The 25860-nt window shown below is 71.5% G+C and carries 21 protein-coding genes; 12 read left to right on the forward strand and 9 right to left on the reverse strand.

Features of this window, described 5'->3' with window-relative positions:
* Positions 1-21: 21 nt before the first annotated feature.
* The 3 genes from RWH44_RS08125 to RWH44_RS08135 are packed head-to-tail and all read right to left on the reverse strand — an operon-like array spanning position 22 to position 4459.
* Entirely contained in the window at positions 22-1908 is a 1887-nt protein-coding gene (locus RWH44_RS08125) for an FAD/NAD(P)-binding protein (RefSeq protein ID WP_316004180.1), read from the reverse strand.
* The gene (locus tag RWH44_RS08130; protein WP_316004181.1) at positions 1905-3257 is read right to left on the reverse strand and encodes an NtaA/DmoA family FMN-dependent monooxygenase; all 1353 of its coding nucleotides are present in this window, start codon (positions 3255-3257) and stop codon (positions 1905-1907) included. The genes RWH44_RS08125 and RWH44_RS08130 overlap by 4 nt, the downstream gene beginning before the upstream one ends.
* Positions 3254-4459, reverse strand: a complete 1206-nt coding sequence (locus RWH44_RS08135; protein ID WP_316004182.1) for an LLM class flavin-dependent oxidoreductase — start codon at positions 4457-4459, stop codon at positions 3254-3256. Before RWH44_RS08135 ends, RWH44_RS08130 begins: the two co-directional genes overlap by 4 nt.
* 309 nt (positions 4460-4768) lie before the next feature.
* On the opposite strand from RWH44_RS08135, the gene RWH44_RS08140 reads away from it, so the two are divergent.
* The 6 genes from RWH44_RS08140 to RWH44_RS08165 all read left to right on the forward strand — a co-directional run bounded on the left by RWH44_RS08140 (position 4769) and on the right by RWH44_RS08165 (position 12656).
* Positions 4769-6184: an FAD-binding oxidoreductase gene (locus tag RWH44_RS08140; protein WP_316004183.1), complete on the forward strand. Its 1416-nt coding sequence runs from the start codon at positions 4769-4771 to the stop codon at positions 6182-6184.
* A 29-nt stretch (positions 6185-6213) separates the two neighbouring features.
* A complete protein-coding gene (locus RWH44_RS08145) occupies positions 6214-7860 on the forward strand; it encodes an ABC transporter substrate-binding protein (protein ID WP_316004184.1) in 1647 nt (548 codons plus the stop codon).
* 62 nt (positions 7861-7922) lie between these two features.
* A complete protein-coding gene (locus RWH44_RS08150; RefSeq protein WP_298870446.1) occupies positions 7923-8963 on the forward strand; it encodes an ABC transporter permease in 1041 nt (346 codons plus the stop codon).
* Complete coding sequence (locus tag RWH44_RS08155) at positions 8960-9808, forward strand: ABC transporter permease (RefSeq protein WP_316004185.1); 849 nt, start codon at positions 8960-8962, stop codon at positions 9806-9808. Before RWH44_RS08150 ends, RWH44_RS08155 begins: the two co-directional genes overlap by 4 nt.
* Positions 9805-11463: a dipeptide ABC transporter ATP-binding protein gene (locus RWH44_RS08160; protein WP_316004186.1), complete on the forward strand. Its 1659-nt coding sequence runs from the start codon at positions 9805-9807 to the stop codon at positions 11461-11463. Before RWH44_RS08155 ends, RWH44_RS08160 begins: the two co-directional genes overlap by 4 nt.
* Positions 11460-12656, forward strand: coding sequence for an aminotransferase-like domain-containing protein (locus RWH44_RS08165; RefSeq protein WP_316004187.1), 1197 nt, complete (start codon positions 11460-11462; stop codon positions 12654-12656). The genes RWH44_RS08160 and RWH44_RS08165 overlap by 4 nt, the downstream gene beginning before the upstream one ends.
* Before the next feature lie 210 nt (positions 12657-12866).
* Here the strand turns inward: RWH44_RS08165 and RWH44_RS08170 are convergent, their stop codons facing one another.
* Complete coding sequence (locus tag RWH44_RS08170; protein WP_316004188.1) at positions 12867-13877, reverse strand: LLM class flavin-dependent oxidoreductase; 1011 nt, start codon at positions 13875-13877, stop codon at positions 12867-12869.
* 215 nt (positions 13878-14092) lie between these two features.
* On the opposite strand from RWH44_RS08170, the gene RWH44_RS08175 reads away from it, so the two are divergent.
* Genes RWH44_RS08175 through RWH44_RS08200 form a run of 6 tightly spaced genes read left to right on the forward strand, consistent with a single transcriptional unit; the run spans position 14093 to position 21060 of the window.
* On the forward strand, positions 14093-15361 hold the full coding sequence (locus tag RWH44_RS08175; protein WP_316004189.1) for an ADP-dependent glucokinase/phosphofructokinase: 1269 nt from the start codon (positions 14093-14095) through the stop codon (positions 15359-15361).
* Between the two features lie 47 nt (positions 15362-15408).
* A complete protein-coding gene (locus RWH44_RS08180; RefSeq protein WP_316004190.1) occupies positions 15409-16422 on the forward strand; it encodes a hypothetical protein in 1014 nt (337 codons plus the stop codon).
* Positions 16423-16459: 37 nt separating this feature from the next.
* Complete coding sequence (locus RWH44_RS08185) at positions 16460-17923, forward strand: aldehyde dehydrogenase family protein (RefSeq protein ID WP_316004191.1); 1464 nt, start codon at positions 16460-16462, stop codon at positions 17921-17923.
* Positions 17923-19206 carry a four-carbon acid sugar kinase family protein gene (locus RWH44_RS08190; protein WP_316004192.1) on the forward strand — a complete coding sequence of 428 codons (1284 nt, stop codon included), beginning with the start codon at positions 17923-17925 and terminating at the stop codon, positions 19204-19206. The genes RWH44_RS08185 and RWH44_RS08190 overlap by 1 nt, the downstream gene beginning before the upstream one ends.
* Positions 19203-20195, forward strand: coding sequence for a 4-hydroxythreonine-4-phosphate dehydrogenase PdxA (gene pdxA, locus RWH44_RS08195; protein ID WP_316004193.1), 993 nt, complete (start codon positions 19203-19205; stop codon positions 20193-20195). Before RWH44_RS08190 ends, pdxA begins: the two co-directional genes overlap by 4 nt.
* A gap of 10 nt (positions 20196-20205) precedes the next feature.
* Positions 20206-21060, forward strand: a complete 855-nt coding sequence (locus RWH44_RS08200; RefSeq protein ID WP_316004194.1) for a DeoR/GlpR family DNA-binding transcription regulator — start codon at positions 20206-20208, stop codon at positions 21058-21060.
* Between the two features lie 268 nt (positions 21061-21328).
* Here the strand turns inward: RWH44_RS08200 and RWH44_RS08205 are convergent, their stop codons facing one another.
* The 5 genes from RWH44_RS08205 to RWH44_RS08225 form a co-directional block, all read right to left on the reverse strand.
* A complete protein-coding gene (locus tag RWH44_RS08205; RefSeq protein WP_298870467.1) occupies positions 21329-21988 on the reverse strand; it encodes a nucleoside/nucleotide kinase family protein in 660 nt (219 codons plus the stop codon).
* Positions 21985-22947, reverse strand: coding sequence for a PfkB family carbohydrate kinase (locus tag RWH44_RS08210; protein ID WP_316004195.1), 963 nt, complete (start codon positions 22945-22947; stop codon positions 21985-21987). The genes RWH44_RS08205 and RWH44_RS08210 overlap by 4 nt, the downstream gene beginning before the upstream one ends.
* Positions 22940-23749: an ATP-binding cassette domain-containing protein gene (locus tag RWH44_RS08215; protein WP_116537706.1), complete on the reverse strand. Its 810-nt coding sequence runs from the start codon at positions 23747-23749 to the stop codon at positions 22940-22942. The genes RWH44_RS08210 and RWH44_RS08215 overlap by 8 nt, the downstream gene beginning before the upstream one ends.
* Positions 23746-24744, reverse strand: a complete 999-nt coding sequence (locus RWH44_RS08220) for an ABC transporter permease (protein WP_298870472.1) — start codon at positions 24742-24744, stop codon at positions 23746-23748. The genes RWH44_RS08215 and RWH44_RS08220 overlap by 4 nt, the downstream gene beginning before the upstream one ends.
* A 104-nt stretch (positions 24745-24848) precedes the next feature.
* On the reverse strand, positions 24849-25859 hold the full coding sequence (locus RWH44_RS08225; RefSeq protein ID WP_298870474.1) for a substrate-binding domain-containing protein: 1011 nt from the start codon (positions 25857-25859) through the stop codon (positions 24849-24851).
* Position 25860: the final 1 nt, after the last annotated feature.

Genomic DNA, 25860 nt, shown 5'->3' on the forward strand with positions numbered 1-25860 from the left:
GCGCGGGCGAAACGGGCCGGGTCAGCGGATGCCGGCGACGCGGCGGAGGGCGACGGCGCTCGTGACCGCCCCCGCCACGCGGTCCGTGTGCCGCAACGACAGGGCGTTGGAGTTCGGCCGGGTGAAGGCTCCGGCCTCGAGCCCCGCGGTGAACGGGCCCAGTGCGAACAGCGTCGCGTGCGCCGAGCCGTCGCGGCCGATCACCCGCCCGTCGGGGTCGGTGTCGATGCGTCCGAGCGAGCCGCTGAACTGCTCGTCGGACACGTACACCTCCCGCCCGTGCCGGGTGGCGAGCTCGCGCAGGGCCGGGTTGTCGCTCGCGGCCGCCGCGGGTGCGGGCAGCCACGCGTCGACGAGCGCGGAGGCGACGATCTCGCCGCCGTGACGGGGGGAGGTGGCGACGAAGCCTCGGGTCGGGTCGAGGTGCACCGACAGCTCGGGCCCGAGGAAGCGCACGACGCCCGCGTCGGCGAGCGCGAGCAGCTCCTCCAGGCGGTGCGGCGGTGGTCCCGACGCGACGTAGCTGAAGAACGTGTGCCACGTGACGGGCAGGTCGACCGCTCGCGAGCGCGCGCTCCACCGTTCGACCGGGATGTCGCCGAGCGCGAGGAACGAGCCCAGGATCGTCAGGAACAGCGCCTGCGTCGCGCTGTGCTGCGCCGAGGTGCGCAGCAGCAGGTCGTCGGCGATGTGCCGCCGGACGCGCGCGTGAACCGCCCGCTCGTCGGGGAAGGTCTCCTCTCCCAGCGGCACGTCCAGGAGCGGAACGTCGAACCGGTCGAGGGGATCCGGCACCACCTCGGCGACCGCGCGGCGGAGCGCCGCCGTATCGCCGTCGACCGCTCGCAGCGTCGCGCGGAACGCCTCCCAGGTGGTGCCGACGCGTTCGGGGTGCCCGGTGAAGAGCTCGCGGTAGTGCCCCCGCACGAGCTCCCGCGCGATGAGCGGCCACACGTCGTCGAGGAAGTCGATGGTGCCGGGCCGAGCCAGCAGCTCGGCGATGGCCGCGGGCGTCAGGACCTCGCGCTCGGGCGGATCGCCCTGCACCTGCGACGTCACCTTCGATCGGTAGGGCACGCCGCGCCGCGAGCCGAGGTGCAGCCGCGGCTCGCGCCCCGAGGGGGTGTAGACGAGCGTGCCGCGGGCGTTCCGCGAGAAACGGCCTCCGCGCCCCTGGGTCAGCAGCACCACGGCATCCACCGACGCCAGTCCCATCCCGCGCACGATGACGTCGTCGCCGGGGGCGAGGCGCGTCAGGTCGGCGTCGGCGGTGAAGTCCGGCTCGAGGTAGGCGAAGCCGGCGGCGGCGCCCGCGGCGCTCACGTCGAGGGCGGTGCCCTCCGGCTCGCGTCCGTTGTGCCCGACCGCGTAGACGACGACGTCGGCATCCAGGCGGATGCCGTCGGCGAGCGCGACCTCCCACCCCTCGGGGGTCTCGTCGACCCACTGCACGCTGCCCGGATGCCATCGCACCTCGACTCCCGGGGGCGCGATGGCGACCGTGCGGCGCCAGAACCAGTCGAGGTACAGGCTCTGCAGGCGGCGCGTCGGGAAGCTCTCGCCGCGCAGACCGTCCACCTCGTCGGCCAGCTCGGGATCATCGATCCGCACGTCGGGCAGGCGCCCGTCGCGCACGCGTTCCGCCCACTCGATGAGCGAGGGTCCCGAGCGCACCGGACCGGAGATGACGCAGCTGTCGTCGGTGAAGACCGTCACGTCGCGCGCCATCGAGTTGAGCTTCAGCAGCGGCGACTGCGCATACCGCCAGATGCGCCCGCCCCCGGGCGGGAACGGGTCGACGAGCGTGATGCGCAGGGGCACGGCGTCGGCGCGCGTGCGCCGTGCGAGCAGGCGCTCCACGAGCATCACCGCCCGCGGTCCCGCCCCGACGATCACGAGGTCGCTCACGGCGCGGTGACCCGTTCGCGAACCGCCGGCAGCCCCAGCAGGTCGTGCAGGGTGGCGCCCTCGTCGTACGAGCGTCGGTACGACCCGCGCTCCTGCAGCAGCGGCACGACCCGGTCGGCGAATTCGTCGAGGCCGTGCGGGGTGACGTGGCCGACCACGGTGAACCCGTCGGTCGCGCGCTCCTGCACGTAGCGGTCGATCTCGGATGCCACGTGCTCCGGCGTCCCCACGAAGGTGTGGTTCGCGGTCAGACGGATGACGAGCTCGCGGATGCTGAGGTTCTCGGCCGCCGCCTGCTCGCGCAGCTTCCCGACCCGGGCGCGGATGGCCGCGTGCCGACCCGCGAAGCCCTGCGCGGTCTCGACGCCCGTGTCGGGTTCGACGTCGGGCAGCGGTCCGTCGGGGTCGTAGCCGCTGAGGTCGCGGTTCCAGATCTGCTCGAGGTACGTGATCGCCGTCTGCGGGCGCACCTGCGCCAGGGCGATCTCGCGCGAGCGCTCGCGGGCCTCGTCGGCGGTGTCGCCGAGCACGAAGGTCGCGGCGGGGAGGATCTTCAGGGAGTCCTCCTCTCGACCGTGCGCGGCCAGCCGTCCCTTCACGTCGCGGTAGAACTGCTGCGCGTCGGCGAACTCGGTGTGCAGCGAGAAGATGACGTCGGCGTGGGCCGTGGCGAAGTCGCGGCCGTCGGCCGAGTCCCCGGCCTGCACGATCACCGGCCGCCCCTGGGGCGAGCGCGGCACGTCGAACACCGCGTCGACGTCGAACAGGCGCGACGCGTGCCGCACCCGCGCGATCGCTCCCGCCCGCAGGAAGGCCCCGGTCTCGGCATCCGCCTCGATCGCGTCGTCGCGCCACGACGACCACAGCGCCTTCGAGATCTCGGCGAACTCCGACGCCCGTACGTAGCGGTCGGCGTGATCGAGGTATCCGCCGCGGCGGAAGTTCGCGCCGTGGAAGGCGTCGGAGCTGGTCACGGCGTTCCACCCCGCGCGACCGTTCGAGAGCAGGTCGAGGGTGCCGAGCTGCCGGGCGAGCTCGTAGGGCTCGTTGAAGGTGGTGTTCAGCGTCCCGACGAGGCCGATGTGCTCGGTGACCGCGGCGAGGGCCGTGAGGATCGCGAGGGTGTTCGGACGCCCGGCGACGTCGAGGTCGTGCAGTCGTCCACGGTGCTCGCGCAGACGCAGCCCCTCCGCGAGGAACAGGTAGTCGAACAGGCCGCGCTCGGCGGTGCGGGCGAAGTGCTCGAACGACGAGAAGTCGATCTGGCTCCCCGCGGCCGGATCGGTCCACACGGTCGTGTTGTTCACCCCGGGGAAATGGGCGGCGAGGTGGATCTGCCGACGGGTCATGCGCCGACCTCCTGACGGGCGTAGCGACTGGCGGGGCGGGGGAGTCCGAGACGCTCTCGCAGCGTGGCGGCACCGTCGTCGGGACGCAGGATGCCCGCTTCCGCCGCCCGCGGGACCACCCGATCGGCGATCGCCTCGAGGTCGACGGGCACGCGGGCCGGGCGCAGGCGGATGCCGTCGACCCCCGCCGCGGCGAGAGCGCGGATCTCCTCGACGACGTCGTCGGCGGTGCCCACCACGACGCGCGCGTCGGTCGTGAGCGGCGCGCGGTCCTGGAGGCGGCTCCACACGGCGTCGGCGGCCTCGCGCGTCTCCTCCACGAGCACGAGCAGGTCGGCGAAGACGCGAAGCGGCTCCTCGAGCGCGCGCACGGCGTCGGCGGCATCCCGCAGCTCGTTCAGGATGCCGGTGGCCGACGCCGCGTCGGAGGGGGTGACGAACACGAGGTCGGCGTGCTCCGCGGCGAAGAGGTACGGCACGCTCTGATGGGCGAGAGCGGTGATGAGCGGCTGGCCCTGCGGGGAGCGCGGCACGATCGAGGCGCCGGTGATCGAGAAGAACTCGCCCGCGAAGTCGGCGTTGTGCACGCGGTCCCGGTCGAGGAACCTCCCCGAGGCGACGTCGCGCACGATCGCGTCGTCCTCCCACGAGTCGGCGAGGCGTCGGATCACCTCGGCGACCTCGCCCGCCTCGCGGAATGCGGCGAGCAGCGCCGGGTCGTCCTCGACGCGGCCCGAGGCGGGAAGGCCGGTGGGTCCGTCGGCGCGGCGGCCGAAGTTCGCCCGCTCCTGCTCCGTGGATCCGGCCACGAGCCGCACGCCGCCGCGTCCCCGGCTCGCGTGGTCGAGCGTCTGCAGGCCCGTCGCGAGGTGGAAGGGCTCCGGGTGCGCGGTCGTCGCCGTGGGCACGAGGCCGATCCGTCCCGTGGCAGGTGCCAGGAACGACGCCAGCAGCACCGCGTCGAGACGCCCGCGCACGCGGTCGCGCCGGGTCTCGGCATCCGGTTCGCCCGATCGTCCGCCGAGGCTGAGCGCATCCTCGATCGTGGCGAACAGGAGGCTCGCGTCCTCGGCGGTGCGGATGAGGTCGCGCCAGTAGCCGGCCGACGTCAGCTCGGCGGGGCGCGCGCCGGGCTCGCGCCACGCGGCGGGATGCCAGCCGGCCCCGTCCAGGGCGACGGCGAGGTGGATGCGGTCGGGCATCGGGGCTCCTTGTTCTGCGGGTGGCGGGGTCGTCATCACTGTCGCGCGAGGGCGGCGCGGGGCTCAATCGATGACGTAACGCAACGCCTCGCAGCGACACGTTCGCGCGAGTGCGGCGCAACATAACGGCTCCGGAGGGACGTCGCACGCCGCAGCGCTCTCCGTGACGTTTCACGACTCCGCGTTTCCTCCCATGACGTGTGACGACTCCGCGTTTCGGTCGAGATGAGCGCGCCCGCTCCGGCCTCTAACTTCGGCCGGAGCCCCGCCGTCCAGCCTGGTCCCACCGTCATCGAGAGAGGCCCGTCCATGAGCGCTCCCACCGCCCTCGCCCCGCTCACGGGCGTATCCGCCCTCCTCGATGCCGTGGGCGCGGATGCCCCGCACCTCGACGTGCGCGCGCCGTCGGCCGCCACGGCGTCGTTCGCCTGGGACGCGGGCACGGCCCCGCGACAGGGTGAACCGGCCGGCGACGGGCCCGCCGTGGCCGTGCCGAGGACGGTCGCCGAGGTGCAGGAGCTCGTGCGACTCGCCGCGCGGTACGGAGTGAGCGTCGTCCCGCGCGGGGCGGGGACCGGGCTGTCCGGCGGCGCCGGCGCACAGGCCGACCAGCTGGTGATCTCGACCGACCGCCTCGACCGGATCGTGGAGGTCTCGCCGGCCGACGAGGTCGCGGTGGTCGAGCCCGGCGTCCTCAACGCCGCCCTGAACGACAGGCTCGCCCCGCTCGGCCTCTTCTACGCCCCCGACCCGGCGAGCTGGCGCATCTCCACGATCGGCGGCAACATCGCCACGAACGCCGGGGGCCTGCGCTGCGCGAAGTACGGAGTGACCCGCGAGTCGGTGCTCGCCCTCGACATCGTCCTCGCCGACGGCAGCCTCGTCTCGGTGGGCCACCGCTCGATCAAGGGCGTCACCGGTCTCGACCTCGTCTCGCTCTTCGTCGGGTCCGAGGGCGTGCTGGGCATCGTAGTCGGCGCGACCGTCCGCATCCGTCCGCTCCCCGTCGCGCGCCGCACCGTGACGGCGTTCTTCGCTTCCACGGCGGAGGGGGTCACGGCGATCGGAGCGATCACGGCGTCGCGCGTGCGTCCGAGCGTCGTCGAATTCCTCGACGAGCCCACGCTGGTCGGCATCGACGCAGCGCAGAACTCGGACCTGCGTGCTCGCGGCGCGGCGCTGCTGCTCATCGAACTCGACGGCTTCGGCATCGACGAGCAGACCGCCGAACTGACCGCCGCGCTCGAGGCGGCCGGCGCCCGTGTGCGGGTGGAGAGCGAGACGGATGCCGAGGTGTTCTGGGAACTGCGACGATCGGGGCGCAGGTTCGACGAGCGTTCCTGGTTCGCGGGCGGCGACGTCGCCGTGCCGAAATCACGCATCGCGGAGATGTTCGCGGGGTTCTCGGCCATCGAGTCCCGTCACGGCGTCGAGATCAGCGCGGTCGCCCACGCCGGCGACGGGAACCTCCACCCGGTGGTGACGCTCCCGATCCCCGCGGGGGCCGACCCCGCGAACCCGCCTGCCGCGCTGCACCACGCCGTCGACGACATCGTGCGTGCCGCCCTCGCCCTCGGCGGCACGGTCAGCGGCGAGCACGGCATCGGCACCGTCAAGCGGGCGCTCGCCGCCGAAGAGCTCGCCGACCGGGTGCGCGCGGCGCAGTTCGCGATCAAATCGGCGCTCGATCCCGTCGGACTGTTCAACCCCGGCAAAGCCCTGTAACCCTCCCCACAGTCAAGGAACGTCACGTCATGACCATTCGCCTCCGTCGCCTCACCGGCGTCGCCTCCGTCCTCGCCGCCGGCGCCCTCGTGCTCAGCGGGTGCGGCGCCGGTTCCTCCTCCGCCCCGGCCGAGAGCTCGACCCCGCAGACCGGGGGAGACCTCGTGTTCCTCATCGATTCGCTCGGCGCCACCTGGATCCCCAACAACAGCTCGATCTCCAGCTATCAGGGACAGATCTGGGGAAACGTCACCGACAAGCTCGTCTACGTCGACGCGGAGGGCGCGCTGAGCCCGTGGATCGCCGAGAGCTGGGACGAGAACGCCGACAAGACGCAGTTCACGCTCCACCTGAAGGAGGGGGTGACGTTCTCCGACGGCACCCCGCTCGATGCGGCCGCGGTCGTGGCGAACATCGACATCTGGGCGAAGGGGCGGCCCGACGAGGGCATCAACCGCATCGGCCTGTTCCCCTCGGCCAACTACCTCGGCGCCGAGGCGGTGGATGCCACGACGGTGACCGTGTCGTTCTCGGCACCCACGCTCAGCTTCATCCCCACGCTGGCTTACCACGGCTCGATCCTGCTCTCGCCGGCCACCCTCGCCCTCCCCTCCGACCAGCAGGCCGATCTGACCAAGGACATCGGCAGCGGGCCGTTCGTCGTCGAGACGGTCGCCGACGGCGACAGCGTCGTGCTGAAGAAGCGCGACGACTACGACTGGGGTCCCGAGGCGCTCGGGCACGACGGTCCGGCGTACCTCGACACGATCACGTACAAGCAGGTCGCCGAGCCCTCGCTGCGCACGGCCTCGGTCGAGTCGGGCCAGGCGCAGGTGGCCTACAACGCCAGCCCGCAGGACCTGGACGCCCTGAAGCAGGAGGGGCTCACCGTCGAGACGCCGCGCTACCTCGGCTTCGTGAACGGATACGCGCTGAACACCGCGGTCGCTCCGTTCGACGACATCCGCGTGCGCCAGGCGGTGCAGCACGGCATCGATCGCGACGAGATCCTCTCGACCGTCTACACCGCGGACTGGCACGCCGCCGAGTCGTTCATCCAGAGCACCGTGCCCGAGGCGACCGATCACGGTGCCGACTTCGCGTACGACCCCGACGAGGCCGCCGCCCTGCTCGACGCGGCGGGCTGGGTGAAGGGCGCCGACGGCACACGCACGAAGGGCGGGCAGAAGCTGACGTTCACGCTCTACCCCAACCCCTACCTCCAGGCCTCGCAGGCCGTCGACGAGCTCGTCGATCAGCAGCTGTCCGCATTGGGCTTCGAGGTGAACCTCGAGACCTACGACGTGCCCACCTACGGGCAGAAGGTCATCGGCAACGCCACGGTGCCCGCGACCGAGATCACGCGCAGCTTCGTCGACGTCGGCACGGTGGCCGGGGTGCTCACGGCGCAGAAGAAGGGAGACGAGGACTGGTTCAAGCTCGGGACCTCGGATGCCACCCTCAACGACCTGTCGACGCGTATCGCCACGGCCACCGACCGCGAGGCGCGAGCCGCCGTGGCCGACGAGCTGCAGGGCTACGTGCTGAAGCAGGCGTACTTCGTCCCCCTGACGCAGATCGTGCAGCGCATCTACGTGCAGGCCCCCGAGGTGAGCGGCGTCGCCTACAACGGTCTCGCCTACGCGTACTACCTCGACGCCTGGCTGAACGACTGACCGCGGTCGGGGGCGCGTGCGCGGCATCCGTCCCCGATCCTCGTCCCGAGAAAGGAGCGCGCATGCTTCGCACCTACGGCCGTTTCGCGCTGCGGCGCACCGGTCAGGCGATCGTCGTCGTGCTGCTGGCGTACCTGTTCACGTTCGCCGTGATCAGCGTCCTGCCCGGCGACCCCGTCACCAGCACCCTCCGCAACCCCGACAACGGCTTCACGGAAGACGACATCGCCCGCATCGTCGCCTACTACGGGCTCGATCAGCCGTGGTGGGTGCAGCTGTCGTCGTCGCTCGGCCGCTTCGTGGTGGGCGACCTCGGCGTCTCGCTGCGATCCAACCTGCCCGTCGGTTCGCTCGTCGTCGACGCCCTCGGCTCGACCCTGAGCCTCGCCGCGGTCGCCCTGCTCGTCGCCGTCGTGCTGGCGGTCGTCATCGCGTACGGCACCCAGTTCCTCCCCCCTCGCCTGGGACAGGGCGTGCTGCGGTCGCTGCCCTCGCTGTTCCTCTCGGTGCCGAACTTCGTCATCGGCCTCCTGCTCATCCACGTGTTCGCCTTCGGCCTCGGGCTGTTCAGCATGATCGACACCGAGACGCCGTGGGGGACCTTCTTCGCGGCCGTGGCACTCGGCATCCCGGTGTCCGCCCAGCTCGCGGAGGTGCTCATCGCCTCGCTCGACCACGAGTCGCGGCAGGAGTACGTCGCCGTGGCGCGCTCGCGCGGACTGCGATCGGGGGCGCTGTTCCTGCGGCACCTCGCGAAACCATCGGCGCTGCCGACTGTGACGGTGCTCGCACTGATCGTGGGCGAGCTGCTCGGCGGGGCGCTCATCACCGAGGCGATCTTCGGACGCGTGGGTGTGGGCACCCTCGTGGAATCGGCCGTCGCGAGCCAGGACCTGCCGGTGCTGCAGGCGGTGGTCTCGCTCGCCGCGCTGGTCTTCGTGGTCGTGAACCTCCTCGCCGACCTCGCCTATCCGCTGCTCGATCCGCGCGTGTCGATCGCTTCCCGCGGTCGCGCTGCCGGCGGCGCGTCCAGCTCGGACGGGCCCGCGGCCTCACCGGAGGCGTCGACTCGGTCGCGGCGCGAGGAGGTGGGCGTCGCATGACCGCCGTCTCCGCCCTCGTGCCGCGCTTCTCGATCGCCCGCGTCCGCGGCATCCGTCCGCGCGTTCCGGTGAGCGTCGTCGTGTCGTTCCTCGTCGTGGCGGTGGTGCTCGGCTGGTCGCTCGCCCCGACGCTGTTCACCTCGCAGAATCCCGCGCTCGGGGTGCCGGCCGACAAGCTCCAGGCCCCCGGCGCCGCGCACCCGCTCGGCACGGACCACCTGGGTCGCGACCTGTTCGCCCGCATCGTCTTCGGTGCCCAGTCGTCGGTGACGAGCGCCCTGGTCGCCGTGGCGATCGGCGTGATCGTGGGCGGCGTGATCGGTCTGCTCGCGGGCTTCCTCGGATCGTGGATCGACGTGGTGCTCGCGCGCTTCGTCGACGTGCTGCTGGCGATCCCCGCCTTCCTCCTCGCGGTCGTGATCGTCAGCTCGCTCGGCTTCCAGACCATCAACGCCGCGATCGCCACGGGGGTCTCCGCCGTGGCCGTGTTCGCCCGCGTCATGCGGGCGGAGGTGCTGCGGGTGCGCTCCGCGGTGTTCGTCGAGGCGGCACGGCTGCAGGGAGGCTCGCGCCTGCACGTGCTGTTCCGCCACGTGCTGCCCAACGCCTCGCGCTCGCTCGTGCCGCTCGCGGTGCTGCAGTTCGGACTGTCGATCCTCGTCATCGCGGGGCTCGCGTTCCTCGGCTACGGCGACCCGCCCCCGGCATCCGATTGGGGATTGCTCATCTCGGCGGGCAAGGACTACCCGCGCGCGCCGTGGCTCGTGCTGTGGCCGGCCCTGGTCACGGTGGCGACGGTGCTGTCCATCAACCGCATCAGCCGGTGGCTTCGGAGGACCTCATGACCATCGCACTTCCTTCCGCTCGGAAGGCGACTGTTCCGGCCCCCGCCCTCCTGCGGGTGCACGATCTGTCGGTCTCTTATGCGCGCACGACGGTGGTGCACGAGGTGTCGTTCGCGATCCCGCGCGGGGGCAGTCTCGCGCTCATCGGGGAGTCGGGTTCGGGCAAGTCGACGATCGCGCGGTCGGTGCTGCGGCTGCTGCCGCGCGGTGTCGGGCGGGCGGAGGGACGCGTCGAGCTCGACGGCACGGAGGTGCTGGGCCTGTCCGAGGGGGCGTTCCGGCCGCTGCGCGGGCGTCGGATCGGTTTCGTGCCGCAGGACCCCTCGCACGCGCTCAACCCCGTCCGCACGGTCGGCGCGCAGGCGCACGAGGCGGCTGCGCTCGCCGGTCTCCGCGACGCGCGGGAGCAGCGCGAGGCGATCCTCGACGTCTTCTCGCGCGTCGGCCTGCCCGACCCGCGTCGCGCGTACGACTCCTACCCGCACCAGCTCTCGGGCGGCATGCTCCAGCGCGTACTCATCGGCCTCGCCGTGCTGCCGCGTCCCGACCTGCTCGTCGCCGACGAGCCGACGAGCGCCCTCGATGTGACGATCCAGAAGCGCATCCTCGACCTGCTCGCAGACCTGCGCGCCGACCTCGGCATCGGGTTGCTGCTCATCACCCACGACCTCGCGATCGCCGCCGAGCGCACCGACGAGATCGTCGTGCTCAAGGACGGTCGCGTGCAGGAGGCCGGGGCGACCCGCGCCGTGTTCGCCGCGCCGACCTCGCCCTACACGGTGCAGCTGCAGGCCGACGCGCCCGCACTGAACCCCGACCGCTACCGACGCGATCTCGACGACCGCGGGGTCGACGCGTGGACCACCGACACCGCGTCGGCCCGCATCGACGTGAGTGGGATCTCGAAGAGCTTCGTCGTCGACGGCACGGCGCGGCCCGCCGTGTCGGGGGTGTCTTTCCGCGTTCCCCCCGGCACCACGCACGCCCTCGTGGGGGAGTCGGGGTCGGGGAAGACGACGACGGTGCGGTTGCTGCTCGGCCTCGAGACGCCCGACGCCGGGCGCATCCTCGTCGACGGACAGGCGGTCACGGGGCGCCCCGACGCGGAGCTGCACGGCATCCGACGCCACCTGCAGCTGGTGTATCAGAACCCCTTCACCTCCCTCGATCCCACGTGGAGCGTCGGGCGCATCGTCCGCGAACCCCTCGACCGGTATCGCGTGGGCACGCGGCGGGAGCGATCGACGAGAGTGACCGAGGCGCTGGATGCCGTGGGCCTGCCGCCCCACCTGGCCCGTCGTCGCCCCGACGCCCTGTCGGGCGGCCAGCGTCAACGCGTCGCGATCGCGCGCGCCCTCGTGCTCGAGCCCGATGTGATCGTGCTCGACGAGCCCACCTCGGCGCTCGACGTGACGGTACAGGCGGGGGTGTTCGACGTGCTGCGCCGCCTGCAGCGCGAGCGCGGTCTCACCTACCTCTTCGTCTCGCACGACCTCGCGCTCGTGCGGCAGATCGCCGACACCGTCTCGGTGCTCAAAGACGGTCGCGTCGTCGAGGCCGGTCGGGTGGACGACGTGCTCTCGCATCCGCGTGAGGAGTACACCCGCGCCCTCGTCGACGCCATCCCGTCCCCCGACCTCCGGAGCTCCCGATGACCGTGCTGTCCCCTCCCCGTTCCCGTCCCGCGCTCATCGAGGCGTTCACCGCGCCGAAGGGATTCGGCGATCAGACCCTGCGCGATCGCCGCGTGGATGCGATCGAGCTGCTCGGCGGCATCCCGGATCCGTCGGTGCTGCCGACCGCCGAGCTCGCGGAGGCGACCGCACGCGTGCTCGCCCGGCCGGGAGCGTCGTCGCTGCAGTACTCCCGCACGGAGGGGATCCCGGGGCTGCGCGAGTGGATCGCCGCGCGCGAGGGCGTCGACGTCGCGCGCGTACTCGTCACCAACGGCGGCTTCCACGGGCTCGCGCTCGCCGTGCAGGCCGTGCTCGAACGCGGCGACCTCGTCGCCGTCGACAACCCCGTGTTCCCGCTCTTCCTGCGCGGGCTGGAGCTGGCCGACGCGCGGGTGCTGCCGATCCGCGTGGGTGCCGAGGGCCTCGACATCGACGAGCTCGCCGCGCGCCTGCGCGAGGGGGCGCGCCCCGCCGCGGTGTACACCGTGCCCGAGTTCCACAACCCCTCGCAGTCGTCACTGCCGACCGCGCGACGGCGTGAGCTGGTCGCTCTGGCCGAGAAGTACGGCTTCGTCGTGTTCGCCGACGACCCCTACCGCGAGCTGCGATTCCGCGGGGAGCCCGAGTCGCTGACCCCCTTCCACGACTCCGACCACGTCATCCACGTCAACACGTTCACCAAGACGCTCGGCCCGGGGCTTCGGCTGGGGTGGATCGTGCTGCCGCCGCGTCTGGTCCCGGATGCCGTGGCCCTGCGCAGTCGCCAGGACTCGCATTCGTCGACCTTCGTCCAGGCCGTGATCGCGGAGCTGCTCACGAGCGACGCGGAGCTGTTCGACCGGGTGCTGGGTCGGGCGCGGGCGTTGTACCGCTCCCGCGCACACGCGCTGGCGGACGCGCTGGAGGCGGAGGCGCCCGGGGCGTTCGAGGTCACGGTGCCCGACGGTGGGCTGTTCCTCTGGCCGCGCGTGAACGACGACGCGATCGACGCCGACCGCCTCGCCGCCGACGCGAGCGCCGAGGGCGTTGAGTACCAGCGCGGCGCCTTCTTCCCCTCGGGACCGGGGACGGATGCCGACCGCCACCTGCGCCTGGCCTATGGCGACACCGATGAGGAACGGCTGCGCGAGGCCGCACGCCGACTGGGGCGGGCGGTGGCGCGGCAGCGCTGAGCCGCGGCTCGTGCGCGCCCGCTCGGCGCTGCGCGTGAAGTCGGTGATGTGCGCAACCTCGGTCCGAACGGGCGGATGCCGGCGGAGGATGTGCGCATCGCGGAGGTTGTGCGCGCGGGCCGTGCCGGTGGGTGCCGCACGCAGGGTCAGGGGTTCGCGCTACGTCAGTCCGGGCTGCCGGCCGAGGTCGGGCCGCCGACCTGCGGCGAGTCACTCGCCCGGCGCCCACCCCAGGAGCGGGCCGAGTCGGCCCGCGATGTCCTCGAGGATCTGCACGTAGTCGTCGGCGGCGAAGTCGAAGGGCAGGGCGAACGCCACCTCGTCGACCTCGGGGAACGCCCGCGACGACAGCAGTCGCTCGGCGATCTGCTCCGACGTGCCGACGAGATCTTCGGCGAACAGCAGTCCGCGCGGGCCGTGGGGGATGCCGATGCGCCCGCGCCGCGCCTCGGCGTACGCCTCGTACCGCCGGCGCTGTTCGGGTGACGCCGTGTCGGTCGGGACCACCACCAGCCCCTGCGAGACGCGGGCACGCTCACCGGCGTGGTGCGTCTCGCGGTAGAGCAGGATCTGCGCGTGCTGCTCCCGGTCGAAGTCGGTGGTCTCTCCCGCCTGAACGACGCTGCTCGTCAGGAGGTGGAAGTCGTTCTCGGCCGCCCACGCCGCCGATCGGGCGCTGCCCGCCCCGTACCAGAGGCGTTCCGCCAGGCCGGGCGAGTGCGGCTCCACGCGCTCGGAGAACTCCTCGATGCCCTCGGTGCCGGCCCGGGCGCTGATCGCATCCCCGGCGATGAACCTTCGCAGCCGCGCGAGGCGTTCGTATCCGAAGTCCTCGTGCTCGACGGTGTCGGGGTACAGCGCCGCGGCGACGTCGTCGAGGCGAGGCGGCGGCCCCACCGAGAACCCCGGCTCGAGGCGCCCGCCCGAGAGCACGTCGACCGTGGCCAGGTCTTCCGCCAGTCGCAACGGGTTCTCCCACCCGAGCGGGATGACCGCGGTGCCGAGGCGGATGCGGCTCGTGCGCTGGGTAGCCGCGGCGAGCACGGCCACGGGCGAGGAGATGCCGTACTGCAGGTGCCGATCGCGCAGCCACGCGCTGTCGAAACCGAGGCGCTCGCCGCGCTCGATGATCGACAGGGTCGTCTCGTGTCCGGCCCGCGGATCGTCGCGATCGAACAGGCCGATGGTGAGGAAGCCGAGGGAGCGAAGGCGGCGGGTCACGGCATCGACGATAGAGGGCGCGGCCTTCGACGCGCTTCGTTCTCCGTCACCACGCGCAATATGCGCATATCGCGCGACTTGCACATCTAGTTGCGCAAATTGCGCGACTCGCTTAGTCTCGGATCACGAGGTCACCCGACCCACCTTCCCGCGTTCGACGCGGCATGTGGCGCGACGCGGCATCGACGACGAGGTCGCGAGGGAGTGGCACAGGAATGAGCGAGACGCTGTCGGGCGACGACCTCCGCACGGTCGACGAGGCGCGAGCGAAGTACGCCGCCGTCCTCGGCGAACTCGACGGGCTCGTGCGGACCGCGCCGCTGATCGGGACCGGATTCTCCGTCTGCAACGACCACATCTGCTCCGTCGGCGAGGCCGAGTTCGCGGCGATCGTCGAGGCGCAGGACGACGACGACCAGGAAGTGCGCGACCTCGCCCGATGGCTGCACGATCGTATCCTCAACGGTCGCGGAGGCGAGGTCCTCGCAGCGCGTCGGGGATTCGACTGGATCGCGCGCACGTTCCGGGGCACGCCCACGATGGGCGGGACCGGCGCGCAGGTCTCCCGCGTGCTGGCATCCCTCGGTGTGCAGAGCGTGCTCGCGCTGACGGATCGGACCGCCGTGCAGCTCGAGACGATGGACGACGGGCTCCGCGTCGTCGGCGACGACGGCGACCTGCACTCGCCCCGCGAGATCACGCCGTCGACCGAGCGACCGAACGACCCGATCTTCGTCTTCCAGTTCACGCAGGGCGTGCGGCTGCGCGCAGCCACCGACGATGCCGACGAGGTGACGACGCGCCGCTCGACCCGCATCATCCTGCGTGCCCCGGCACGCACCCTCGATCTGGACGATGCCTTCGCCGCATACGTCGAGGGACAGGGGGTGACGACGGTCCTGCTGTCCGGCTTCCAGACGGCTGCGCCGTCCGCCGTCGAGCCCACGCGTGCGTGGTTCGAAGACCGGTTCGCGGGGCTCGCCGAGCGCCGCCGCCTCGTGCACTTCGAGATCGCCGAGTACGAGAGCCACGAGCACGCCCGCTCCACCGTCACGGCGCTGGCCGGGTTCGTCAACAGTCTCGGCATGTCGCTCTCGGAGCTCGATCAACTGGCATCCACGTCCGATCCGGTCGAGGCGGCGGTCGCCATCGCGAACGAGCTCGGACTGGACCGTCTGAGCGTGCACGCCGACGATTTCGCCTTCGTCGTGACCACCGGCGATCCCGCGCTCGAAGAGAAGGCGCTGCTGACCGGGTGTCTGCTCGCCGCGACCCGCGCGGTCACCGGAGCCCCCGTGCTGCCGCGCGAGATGCCGGCCGGGACCGCTCTCGGCTCCCTCCCGGCGTCGCTACACCGCGAGTCGCCGGATCCGCGCTACCGCCTCGTCGCGGTGCCCTCTCCGTACACGCCCTCGCCCCGCGTGACGCTCGGCCTCGGCGACACGTTCGTCGCCGGGATGCTGCTCGCGCTCGCGCCCCGCTGATCCCGCCCCTGACCTCGACAGACCACCCACGAGAAGAAGGTCCCTCCGTGTCTCACTCCACCTCTGCTCCGCTGCCCCACGACGTGGGCAAGGTCCGATCGCTGCGCCGGTCGACGACCGCCGACGGGTTCTTCACGCTGTGCGCGATCGACCACCTCTCCGACTTCCAGATCCTCATCGATGACGACCCCTCGAAGGTCACGTACGAACAGACGGTCGAGGGGAAGCACCGGGTGATCGCCGGCCTGCGCGAATCGGTGAGCGGCTTCCTCGTCGACCCGCAGTACTCCTACGCCCAGTCGGTGCTGTCGGATGCCATCGGGAGCGACATCGGCGTCATGGTCAGCCTCGAGGACGACGGCTATCTCGGCGACGCCACCGAGCGGGCCACGCGGATGCGCGAGACGTGGAGCGTCCGCCAGGCGAAGCTCGCCGGGGCCGACGTCGCGAAGCTCCTGTGGTTCTACCGCCCCGAGTCCCCGTACGCCGCGCAGCAGCGCGATCTGGTCTCCGCGCTGGCGGAGGAGGCCGCCGACTGGGCGATGCCCCTCGTGGTCGAGCCCATCTGGCATCCGCTCGCCGGGGAGGACCCCACGTCGTCGGCGTGGAAGCAGGCGCGCATCGACGGGATCGTCGAGTCGGGCCGGCTGGCCGTGGAGCTCGGTGCCGACGTGCTCAAGACGGAGTTCCCGGGCTACCTCGGCGCCGGTGGCGACGTTTCGCGCGCCGAGGACGCCCTCGCGCAGTTGGATGCCGCGATCGACGTCCCCTGGGTCATCCTCTCGGCGGGCGTGGACTTCGCCGAATTCGCCGACCAGGTCGAGCTGTCGTCGAAGGCGGGCTCCAGCGGGTGGCTCGCGGGCCGCTCCATCTGGCGCGAGGCCGGAACGGCGACCACCGACGAAGCCTGGAACGTCGGCATCGAGCTGGCGCGGCAGCGCCTGCAGGACCTGACGAACATCACCCGCACCCACGCGCGGCCCTTCCGCCCCTCGCTCTCCGCGGAGGGCGTCTCGAGCGGGTGGTACGAGACGTACCACGCCGAGGCCGCACGCTCCTGATCCGACGACGTCCGAAGAAGAACGCAAAGAGGTCATCATGTCGAACGCCATCACCACTGATCTGCTCATCGCCGGCGAGCTCACCGCCGGTCACGGCGCGCCGCGCGAGGTGCGCAACCCGGCGACGGAAGAAGTCGTCGCCGTCGTGCACGACGGCAGCACCGACGACCTCGAGCGCGCGCTGGCCGCCGCCGACCGCGCGTGGGGGCCCTGGGCGGCGACGCCGCCGGGGGAGCGGGCCGCGATCCTGCGCCGCATCGCCGATCTGCTCGACGAGCACGCCGAGGAGCTCGCGCAGCTGTTGGTCGCCGAGGTGGGCAAGCCCATCTCGGAGGCTCGGGGGGAGACCGGCGCCACATCGGGGTACTTCCGCTACACGGCCTCGTTGCTCGAGACCCTGACCGACGAGATGGGCTACACCCCCAACAGGGGCGAGAGCCTGTGGGTCCGTCGCCGACCGCACGGCGTGGTCGGGGCGATCATCCCGTGGAACTACCCCTCGGCGCTGACCTCGCGCAAGATCGCCCCCGCGATCGCCGCGGGCAACGCCATCGTGGTCAAGCCCGACGAGAAGACGCCGCTGTCGGCGCTCGCGGTCGCCCGGATCATCCATGAGAGCGGCCTGCTGCCTGACGGCCTCGTCAACGTGGTGACCGGACCGGGCGAGGTCATCGGATCGGCCCTCGTCACGAGCCGGACCACGCAGATGATCTCGATGACCGGCAGCACGTTCGCCGGCAAGGCGATCCTGGCGGCTGCGGCATCCCAGGTGAAGCCCGTCTCGCTCGAGCTGGGAGGCAACGCCCCTCTGATCGTCATGCCCGACGCCGACCTCGATCACGCGGTGGCCGAGACCGTCGCGTCGCGGCACGCGAACAACGGGCAGGTCTGCATCTGCGCCGAGCGCATCTACGTCCATCGCGACGTGTACGACGACTTCGTCCAGCGCTACGTCGCCGCCGTCGGCGAGCTCGTCGTCGGCGATCCGCTGTCCGAGTCCACGCAGCTCGGCCCCAAGGTCAGCCGCGCCGAGCTCGAGAAGACGCAGGCCCTGGTCGAGGAGTCCGTCGCGCAGGGCGCGCGGGTCGTGCTCGGCGCGGACCTTCCGGATGCCGAGGCGTTCCGGGCCGGCTACTGGATGAACCCCGTCGTGCTCGCCGACGTCACCGACGAGATGGCGGTGTTCACGCACGAGGTGTTCGGGCCCGTCTCGCCCATCAGCTCGTTCGACACGTGGGACGAGGTCGTGGCCCGGGCGAACGACACGAACTACGGGCTGTCGGCCTACGTCTTCACCTCGAGCCTCGACACGGCTTTCCGCGCGAGCGACGACCTCAGCTTCGGCGAGGTGTACGTCAACCGCACGGGCCCCGAGGAGATGAACGGGTTCCACATCGGCTTCCGCGAGAGCGGACTGGGCGGCGACGACGGCCCGCACGGGTTCGATCAGTTCTTCCGCCGTCAGACCACCTACGTCCGACACACCTCGCAACGCCCCTGATGTCGATGCACATCGACGGCGAGCCGGAGACGCGGCGAGGGGTGGCGGTGATCGCCGACGACCTCACCGGGGCTCTCGACGCGGCCGCCCCCTTCTCCGCACACGGCTTCACGACCCAGGTCATCCCGTCGTCCGCCATCGACGCCCGCTCCGGTCACGGGGCCGACGTGCGCATCCTGTGCTCCGACACCCGCGACCTCTCGCCGTTCGCCGCCGCGGACAAGAGGGATCGCTGCATCGATCTCGTGCTCGAGGCCCCGGCGATGCGCCTCGGCCTGAAGATCGACTCGCTCCTGCGCGGCTCCATCGCGGCCGACATCCGGGCGGTCGTGTCGCGGCTCGAGCAGCCCGGGCCGGTCTTCCTCGCGCCGGCGCTGCCGGAGCAGGGCCGGGTCACCCGGGAGTCCCGCGTCGTCGTCGACGGGGTCGACCTCGACGACACGGAGAGCTACGTGCGATTCGCGGCACCGACCGCGCGCCTGCTCGCCGAGCAGACGGGTTTCGCGGTCCGCGTCGTGGGCCTCGACGAGCTGCGCTCCGACGCCTTCGGCAGCGCGGTCGTCGGGGTTCCGCATCCGCGCCCGGTCATCTACGTCTTCGACGCGGAGACGGATGCCGACCTCCGCCGCATCGTCGAGATCGGGGTCGCATCGTCCGTCGCCCTGTGGGTCGGTTCGGCCGGACTGTTCCGACAACTGGCGATCGAGCTGTCCGGGTCGGACACCGCGACGCGGGACGACGGATCCGCTCCGACTCTCCCCGCGCTCACCACCCAGCGCGATCCGCGCATCCTCGTCGTGTCGGGGAGCGCCTCCGCGCGGTCGTCGGCCCAGCTCGAGGCGCTCGTGGCCGACGGGGCGGTCGCGTGCTACGCCGAGGATCCCAGCGACGTCTCCCGTCTCATCCGCGAGTTGCGCGCGGCGCTCGCCACCGGAGCCGTCGCGGCGATCGGGGTGCAGCGCCCCGTCGACGACACACTCCCGCTCGATCCGAAGCACGCCCGTGTCATCGCCGCCGTCGTCGCGGAGCTGCGCGGGTACGTCGATGGGATCGTGGTCGTCGGCGGCGAGACCTCCCGCCAGAGCTTCAAGCAACTGGGCGTCCTCACGCTCCACGTGACGGCATCCCTCGACGGCGGCATGGCCGCGGGTCTCGCCGAGCCCGGGCTGAACGCTCCGCAGGCGGCCTTCCCCTTCGTCTCGAAAGCCGGATCCTTCGGCGACGACGAAGCCCTCATCCGCGCCGTCACCCATCTGCAGCGGCAACTCGAAGGAGCACAATGACCAGTCCACGCATCGCCATCACCATGGGAGACCCCGCGGGCGTCGGCCCGGAGATCATCGTGAAGGCCCTCGGGGACCCCGCCGTGCGCGAGACGACCCACGCCGTCGTCATCGGCGACCTGGCCTGGCTGCGCGAGGTCGCCGGCATGCTCGGCTCCGACGTGGAGTTCACGGCGGTCGAGCACCCCGACGAGGCGGACTTCGACGGTGCGGCCGTGCCGGTCGTCGATCTCGCCAACGTGACCCCCGAGGTCGCCTTCGGCCAGCTCTCGGCCGCCGCGGGCGACGCCGCCTACCGCTACATCGCGCGCGCCGTCGACCTGGCCGTCGACGGATCCGTGGATGCCATCTGCACGGCGCCCCTGAACAAGCAGGCGCTGCACCTCGCGGGGCACATCTACCCGGGGCACACCGAACTACTCGCCGATCTGACCGGTACCGAGGAGGTGTCGATGATGCTCAGCGCGCGGTCGCTGCGCGTCATCCACGTGACGACCCACCTCGGCCTCATCGACGCGATCGACCGCATCGAGCCGGGCCTGGTGACCCGCACCATCGAGCGTGCCCACCGGACCCTCGTCGACGCGGGGGTCGAGAAGCCCCGCATCGCGGTCTGCGCGATCAATCCCCACGGCGGTGAGAACGGCCTCTTCGGGTACGCCGAGGAGGAGCTGAAGATCGCGCCCGGGATTGACAAGGCGCGCGAACAGGGCATCGACGCCCAGGGCCCCGTGCCCGCCGACACGGCGTTCTTCCGCGCGGTCCGCGGCGACTTCGACATCGTCGTGGCGATGTACCACGACCAGGGGCACTGCCCCGTGAAGGTGCTCGGCATCGATGCCGGGGTCAACATCACCGTGGGGCTCCCCGTGGTGCGCACCTCGGTGGACCACGGAACCGCTTTCGACATCGCCGGCACGGGGATCGCCGACGGGGCGGGCATGACCGAGGCGCTTCGCCAGGCTGTGCTGCTCGCCCGAGTGCGATAGACACGTTCTCATGCGACACAGCGCGTCACCGTCGTCCGCCGACGCCGTCCCGGCCTCGCCGGGTGCCCGCGGCGCCACCCGGGCACGCCGCGAACGCATCGTCGCCATGGTGCAGTCGGGCGAGACGGCGGTCGAGAGCCTCAGCGCCGTCCTCGCCGTCTCGCCGTCGACGATCCGGCGCGACCTGGCCGAGCTGCGACGCGACGGGCGCATCACCCGCACCTACGGCGGAGCCCTGCTCACGGGCCACGGACACGAGAGCACGGTCGACGAACGCGACGGCCAGGCGTGGGAGCAGAAGCACGCGATCGCGCGGCGCGCCCTCGAACTCGTCGCCGACGGCGACACCGTCTTCCTCGACGGCGGCACCACGGTCGGTCAGCTCGTGCCCGGGCTGACGTCGTTCCGCAACCTGACGGTCATCACGAACTCCCTGACCGAGCTGCCCACGCTCATGGAGGCGCCGTTCACGGTGATCTTCCTCGGCGGTGAACTGCGCCGACCGAGCCAGAGCACGGTGGGACCGCTTTCCGAGGAGGCGCTGCGCCGGGTGAGCGCCGACCACGCGTTCCTCGGGGCCGACGGCATCGTCGCGGGCCGCGGCATCTGCGAAGCCGACCTGACGCAGACGATCATCAAGGAGTCGATGTCGCGCAACGCCCTGCGCACGCACGTGCTCGCCGACTCGTCCAAGCTCGGCAACGCGCCCTTCACGGCATGGGCCGTGTTGTCCGGGGGCTACACGCTCATCACCGACGACGGGGCCTCGCCCGAGCAGCTGCGTCCGTTCGAGCAGGACTCCGGCGTCGAGGTGATCGTCGTTCCCGCCGGTGCGGCGAAGCGACCCACCGGCCCCTCCGTCTGAGCGGCGTGACGGGGGATCCCCGTTCCGCCGCGGTCCGAGCCGCATCGCGAGCCTCGGCCTCCCGTCCTCCGTGCTTCACGGTCGGGGGACAGCCCCCGCCCATCCGAGGCGTCGCGCTGGTGATCGCATCGGCGCGCCCGTCGGACGCGCCTCGGGCCGGGCTGCACCGCCGGGGCCCGGCATCCCGCCCGCCCGTCGGTGCGACGACGACGCCCCCGGCCACCGCGGAACGGGTATTCCGCGGCAGCCGGGGGCGTCCTCGCCTCGGTCAGTCGACGAGACGGATCACGCGATCGGCGTGGCGCGCGGTCGAGTGGATGAGGTCGGCGTTGATCTGGTCCGAACCGAGGGTCCAGAACCGCGCGTCGTCGATGGATTTCCCGAATGCCTGATGGCGCCGGATGAGGCGCTCGTGGCGCAGGTCCTCCGCCGGGGCGAGGAACCAGACGGCATCCACGGCCGCCCGGGCCTTCGGCCACGCGTCCTTGTCGAGCAGCAGGTAGTTGCCCTCCGTGACGACCAGGGGCGTTTCGGGACGGATGCCGATGCTCGAGCCGATCGGCTCCTCGATCTCGCGCCGGAAGACCGGGGCGTAGATGACGGCATCCGTCGGCTTCTGCGCGTGGATGCGCTCGATCAGGTGGGCGTAGCCGTCGTCGTCGAAGGTGTCGTGAGCACCTTTGCGATCACGTCGTCCGAGCGCGAGAAGGACCTCGTTCGCGAGGTGGAAACCGTCCATCGGGACGAGGACGGCGCTCTCGGAGCCCAGGGCGTCCACGATGTGCGCCGCCACCGTCGACTTGCCGGCTCCCGGAGCGCCGGTGAAGCCGAGGATGCGGCGCGTGCCGGGCACGGCGAGCGAGCGGGCCTGGGCGACGACCTCGTCGAGGGTGAGCTCTTCGACGGTCGGGGTGAAGGGCGTGGTCATGGTCGAACCTGTTTCTCGGCCTCGGAGGATGACGGGCCGGACGGAGAGGGGGCGGAGGGGGAGGGGGCGGCGGTCGACGGGGTACCGAGGGTGGCGAGCCACTCCCGGGGTCCCATCGTCGCCACTCGCCGCCCGGCGATGCGGGCGGCGAAGCCGATGCGCTCGCGGATGTCGGTGTCGGCGGCGGCGACGGCGAAGGCGTAGGCGCCGTGGAAGACGTCGCCGGCCCCGAGCGTATCGACCGCGTCCACGGGCGGCACCTCGACCTGGCCCGCAGACCGGTCGCGCTCCGCGTAGTCGACGGCGCCCGCTCCGTGGGTCGTCACGACCACACCGACCCGGCGGCGCAGCTCCTGCGCGCTGCCGTCGGCGGTGTCGGTGCCGGGCATGCGGAAGTCGTCCGAGCAGAGCATGTGCGGATCGAGGTCGATGAGATCGTCCATCACCGGTTTCCACCGTCCGGCGTCGACGACGACCGGCACCCCGACCGTTTGCGCGGCTCCGGCGACGGCTACCGCGAGGGCGGGGTGGTGCCCATCGATCAGCACGACGTCGGCGTCCCCGACGAGAGCCTGCGCGTCGGCCTGCGCGGGGGCGGCGACGTTCGCGCCGGTCGCGTCGATCGACACCACGCTGCGCTGAGCTTCGGCGGGGTTGACGCTGACGGCCGACACCGCCGCGCGATCCCGGTCATCGGGCGTCAGATCGACGATCCGCACACCGTGACCCTCGAGGTCTGCGACGATGACCTCCGCGACCGGGCCGCGCCCGATCGCCGTGACCAGGGTCGCCTCCCCGCCCAGCGCGGCGAAGGTCACCGCCGCGTTCGCCGCAGGTCCCCCCGCCGCGAGGAACTGCGCCGTGGCGGTGACCTTCTCGTTCGGCGCCGGAGCGCGGTCCACGACGTGGACCACGTCCAGCGTCGTCAGTCCGACGAAGACGCCTCGTGGCTCAGACACGTCCCGCGCGCTCGTCGTCGGTGGGCCGCTCGGCACCGGTCATCAGGGCGACGACCTCCGACATGCTGCGCTGCTTCGGATCGACCACGCCCGCCCGCTGGCCGAGGCGGTGCACGTGGATGCGATCCGCGATCTCGAACACGTGCGGCATGTCGTGACTGATGAGGATCACGGGGATGCCACGGTCCTTGATCGAGCGGATGAGGTCGATGACCTGTCCGGACTCCTTGACGCCGAGAGCGGCCGTCGGCTCGTCCATGATGATGACGCCGCGCCCGAAGGCGGCGGCGCGGACGACGGCGACGCCCTGTCGCTGACCTCCGGACAACGTCTCGACGGCCTGGTTGACGGACTTGATCCCGATCTTCAGATCGGCCAGGTGCGCCGACGACTCCTTGCGCATCCGCGGCATGTCGAGCTGGCGGAACAGCGACCCCCGGATGCCCTTGCGCCGCACCTCGCGGCCGAGGAACACGTTCGAGGCGATGTCGAGCGCCGGGATGACCGCGAGGTCCTGGTAGACCGTCTCGATGCCCTTGGCCCGGGCGTCGCGGGTGTTGTGGAACACCACGCGCTCGCCGTTCATGCGGATCTCTCCGGCATCGGGGACGATGGCGCCCGCGAGGGCCTTGATGAGGCTCGACTTGCCGGCGCCGTTGTCGCCGACGACCGCGAGGATCTCGCCGTGACGCAGCTCGAAGTCCGCTCCGTTGATGGCGGTGACGCTGCCGTACCGCTTGACGAGGCCGCGCGCCTCGAGCGCGTACGGCGAGGGGGTCTGCCCCTGTGCAGAACCGGTCATGAGGTCCTCCTACGTGCGAACTGGTCGACGGCGACAGCGATGATGACCAGGATTCCGGTGGCGATGTTCTGGTAGAGGCTGTCGACGCCGGCCTGGGTGAGGCCGTTGCGCAGCACGCCGACGATGAGCGTTCCGATGAGCGTTCCGATGACGCTGCCGCGTCCGCCGAAGAGGCTCGTTCCGCCGATCACCACGGCCGTGATGGTCTCGAGGTTGGCGTTCTGGTAGGCGTTCGGGTCGGCATTGGGGATGCGCCCGAGGGCGGCCCACGCGGCGATCATGGCGATGATGCCGGTGACGAGGTAGACCGAGAAGAGCGTGCGGTCGGACTTGATGCCCGACAGCTTCGCGGCGGTCATGTTGCCGCCGACGGCGTAGACGTGCTTGCCCCACGCGGTCTGCGAGAGCGCGTACCAGACCAGCGCGTAGACCAGCAGCATCGCCACGACGCCGTAGGTGGTGGAGAAGGAGCCGATGCGGAACGACGTGCCGAGGAAGGTCAGCGGACCTTCGGGCACCTGGTAGGTCTGCGAGCCCGCGAACAGACGTGTCGCCGCTTGGATGGCGGTGAACGTGCCGAGCGTCACGATGAACGGGGGCAGGCGCAGGACGGTCACCAGACCGCCGTTGACGGCGCCGAGCGCCATACACACCAGCAGGGTGGCGCCGAGGGCGACGAAGGGGCCGGTGGTGCCGAGGGCCTGGGCGGCGACGAGGGTGCCGAGCACCGCGACGGAACCGATCGACAGGTCGATGCCCGACGTCAGGATGATGAGCGTCTGGCCGACGGCGAGGATGCCGACGACCACCGACTGCTGAAGGATCAGCGAGACGTTGTTCGGGTTGAGGAAGGTCGGGGTGATGATGCTGAAGATGAGGATGGCCAGCAGGAGCGCGCCGATGGGGCCCAGCAGGGGCTCGCGGATGACGCGCTCGAGCAGTGAGCGCGACTTCTGCCCCGGGGTGACGACCGCAGAGGTCGGGGTGGAATTCATGATGTCCTTCACGTGTCGAACGTGGCTGTTAAGGGGGAACGTGGCCAGGGGGCGATCAGCGCAGGCGATCGCCCCCGGCACGTGTGCTCGTCAGCGGAGGCCGATCAGCCCCAGCAGTTCTCGGCTCCCCAGGTGGTGTCCTTCGACTCGACGCCGTCGACGGGCTTGTCGGTGACCAGCTGCGACCCGGTGTCGTTGAAGCCGGACGGCTTGGTGCCGTCCTTGGCGTACTGCACGACCGCCTGCACGCCCTGCTCGGCCATCTTGGCCGGGAACTGCAGGACCGTCGCGCCGATGATGCCCTTCTTCACGTTCTCGATACCCGTGCAGCTGCCGTCGATCGAGCCGATCGTGACCTGGTCGGTGAGGCCTGCCGACTTGATGGCCTCGTAGCCGCCGGCTGCGGCGGGCTCGTTGATCGTGTAGAGAGCGTTGATCCCCGGCGCGCGCTGGAGGAGGTTCTCCATCGCGGTCTGCGCCTTGGTCTGGTCGCCGTTGGTGTCGGCCTGGCCGACGATCTCGCTCGATCCCTCGGTGATGCCCGCGCCCTCGAGGAAGCCGTCGTGACGGAATGTGTCGACGGTGCCGCCGGGGGTGCCGTCGAGCATCGCGAGCTGCGGGGTCTTGTCGCCGAGGGCGGCACGCACCCACTTGCCCTGCAGGACGCCGGCCTGCTTGTTGTCGGTCGCGAAGGTCGCGTCGACCGCGTCCTCCGGGTCGGTCGCGGTGTCGAGCGCGATGACGATGACGCCCGCGTCGCGCGCCTGCTTGATCGCGTTCAGGATGCCGGACGACGAGTTGGGCGTGATGAGGATGCCCTTCACACCCTGACCGACGAGGTTCTCGATCGCGGCGACCTGACCCTCGTTGTCGCCGTCGAAGGCGCCGGCGAGGGCGATGAGCTCGGCACCCTCGGACTCCGCGGCGGCCTTCGCCGACTCGCGGATCTTGACGAAGAAGGGGTTGGAATCGGTCTTGGTGACGACGCCGATCTTGATGGCGTCGCCGCCACCCGAACCACCGCTGCCGGAACCGCCGCTGCAGGCGGTGAAGATCATGGAACCGGCGATGACGGCGGCTCCGAGCGCCACCATCCTCTTGGATCGCTTGAACATC

The sequence above is a fragment of the Microbacterium phycohabitans genome, assembly GCF_032464935.1.
GTDB lineage: Bacteria > Actinomycetota > Actinomycetes > Actinomycetales > Microbacteriaceae > Microbacterium > Microbacterium phycohabitans.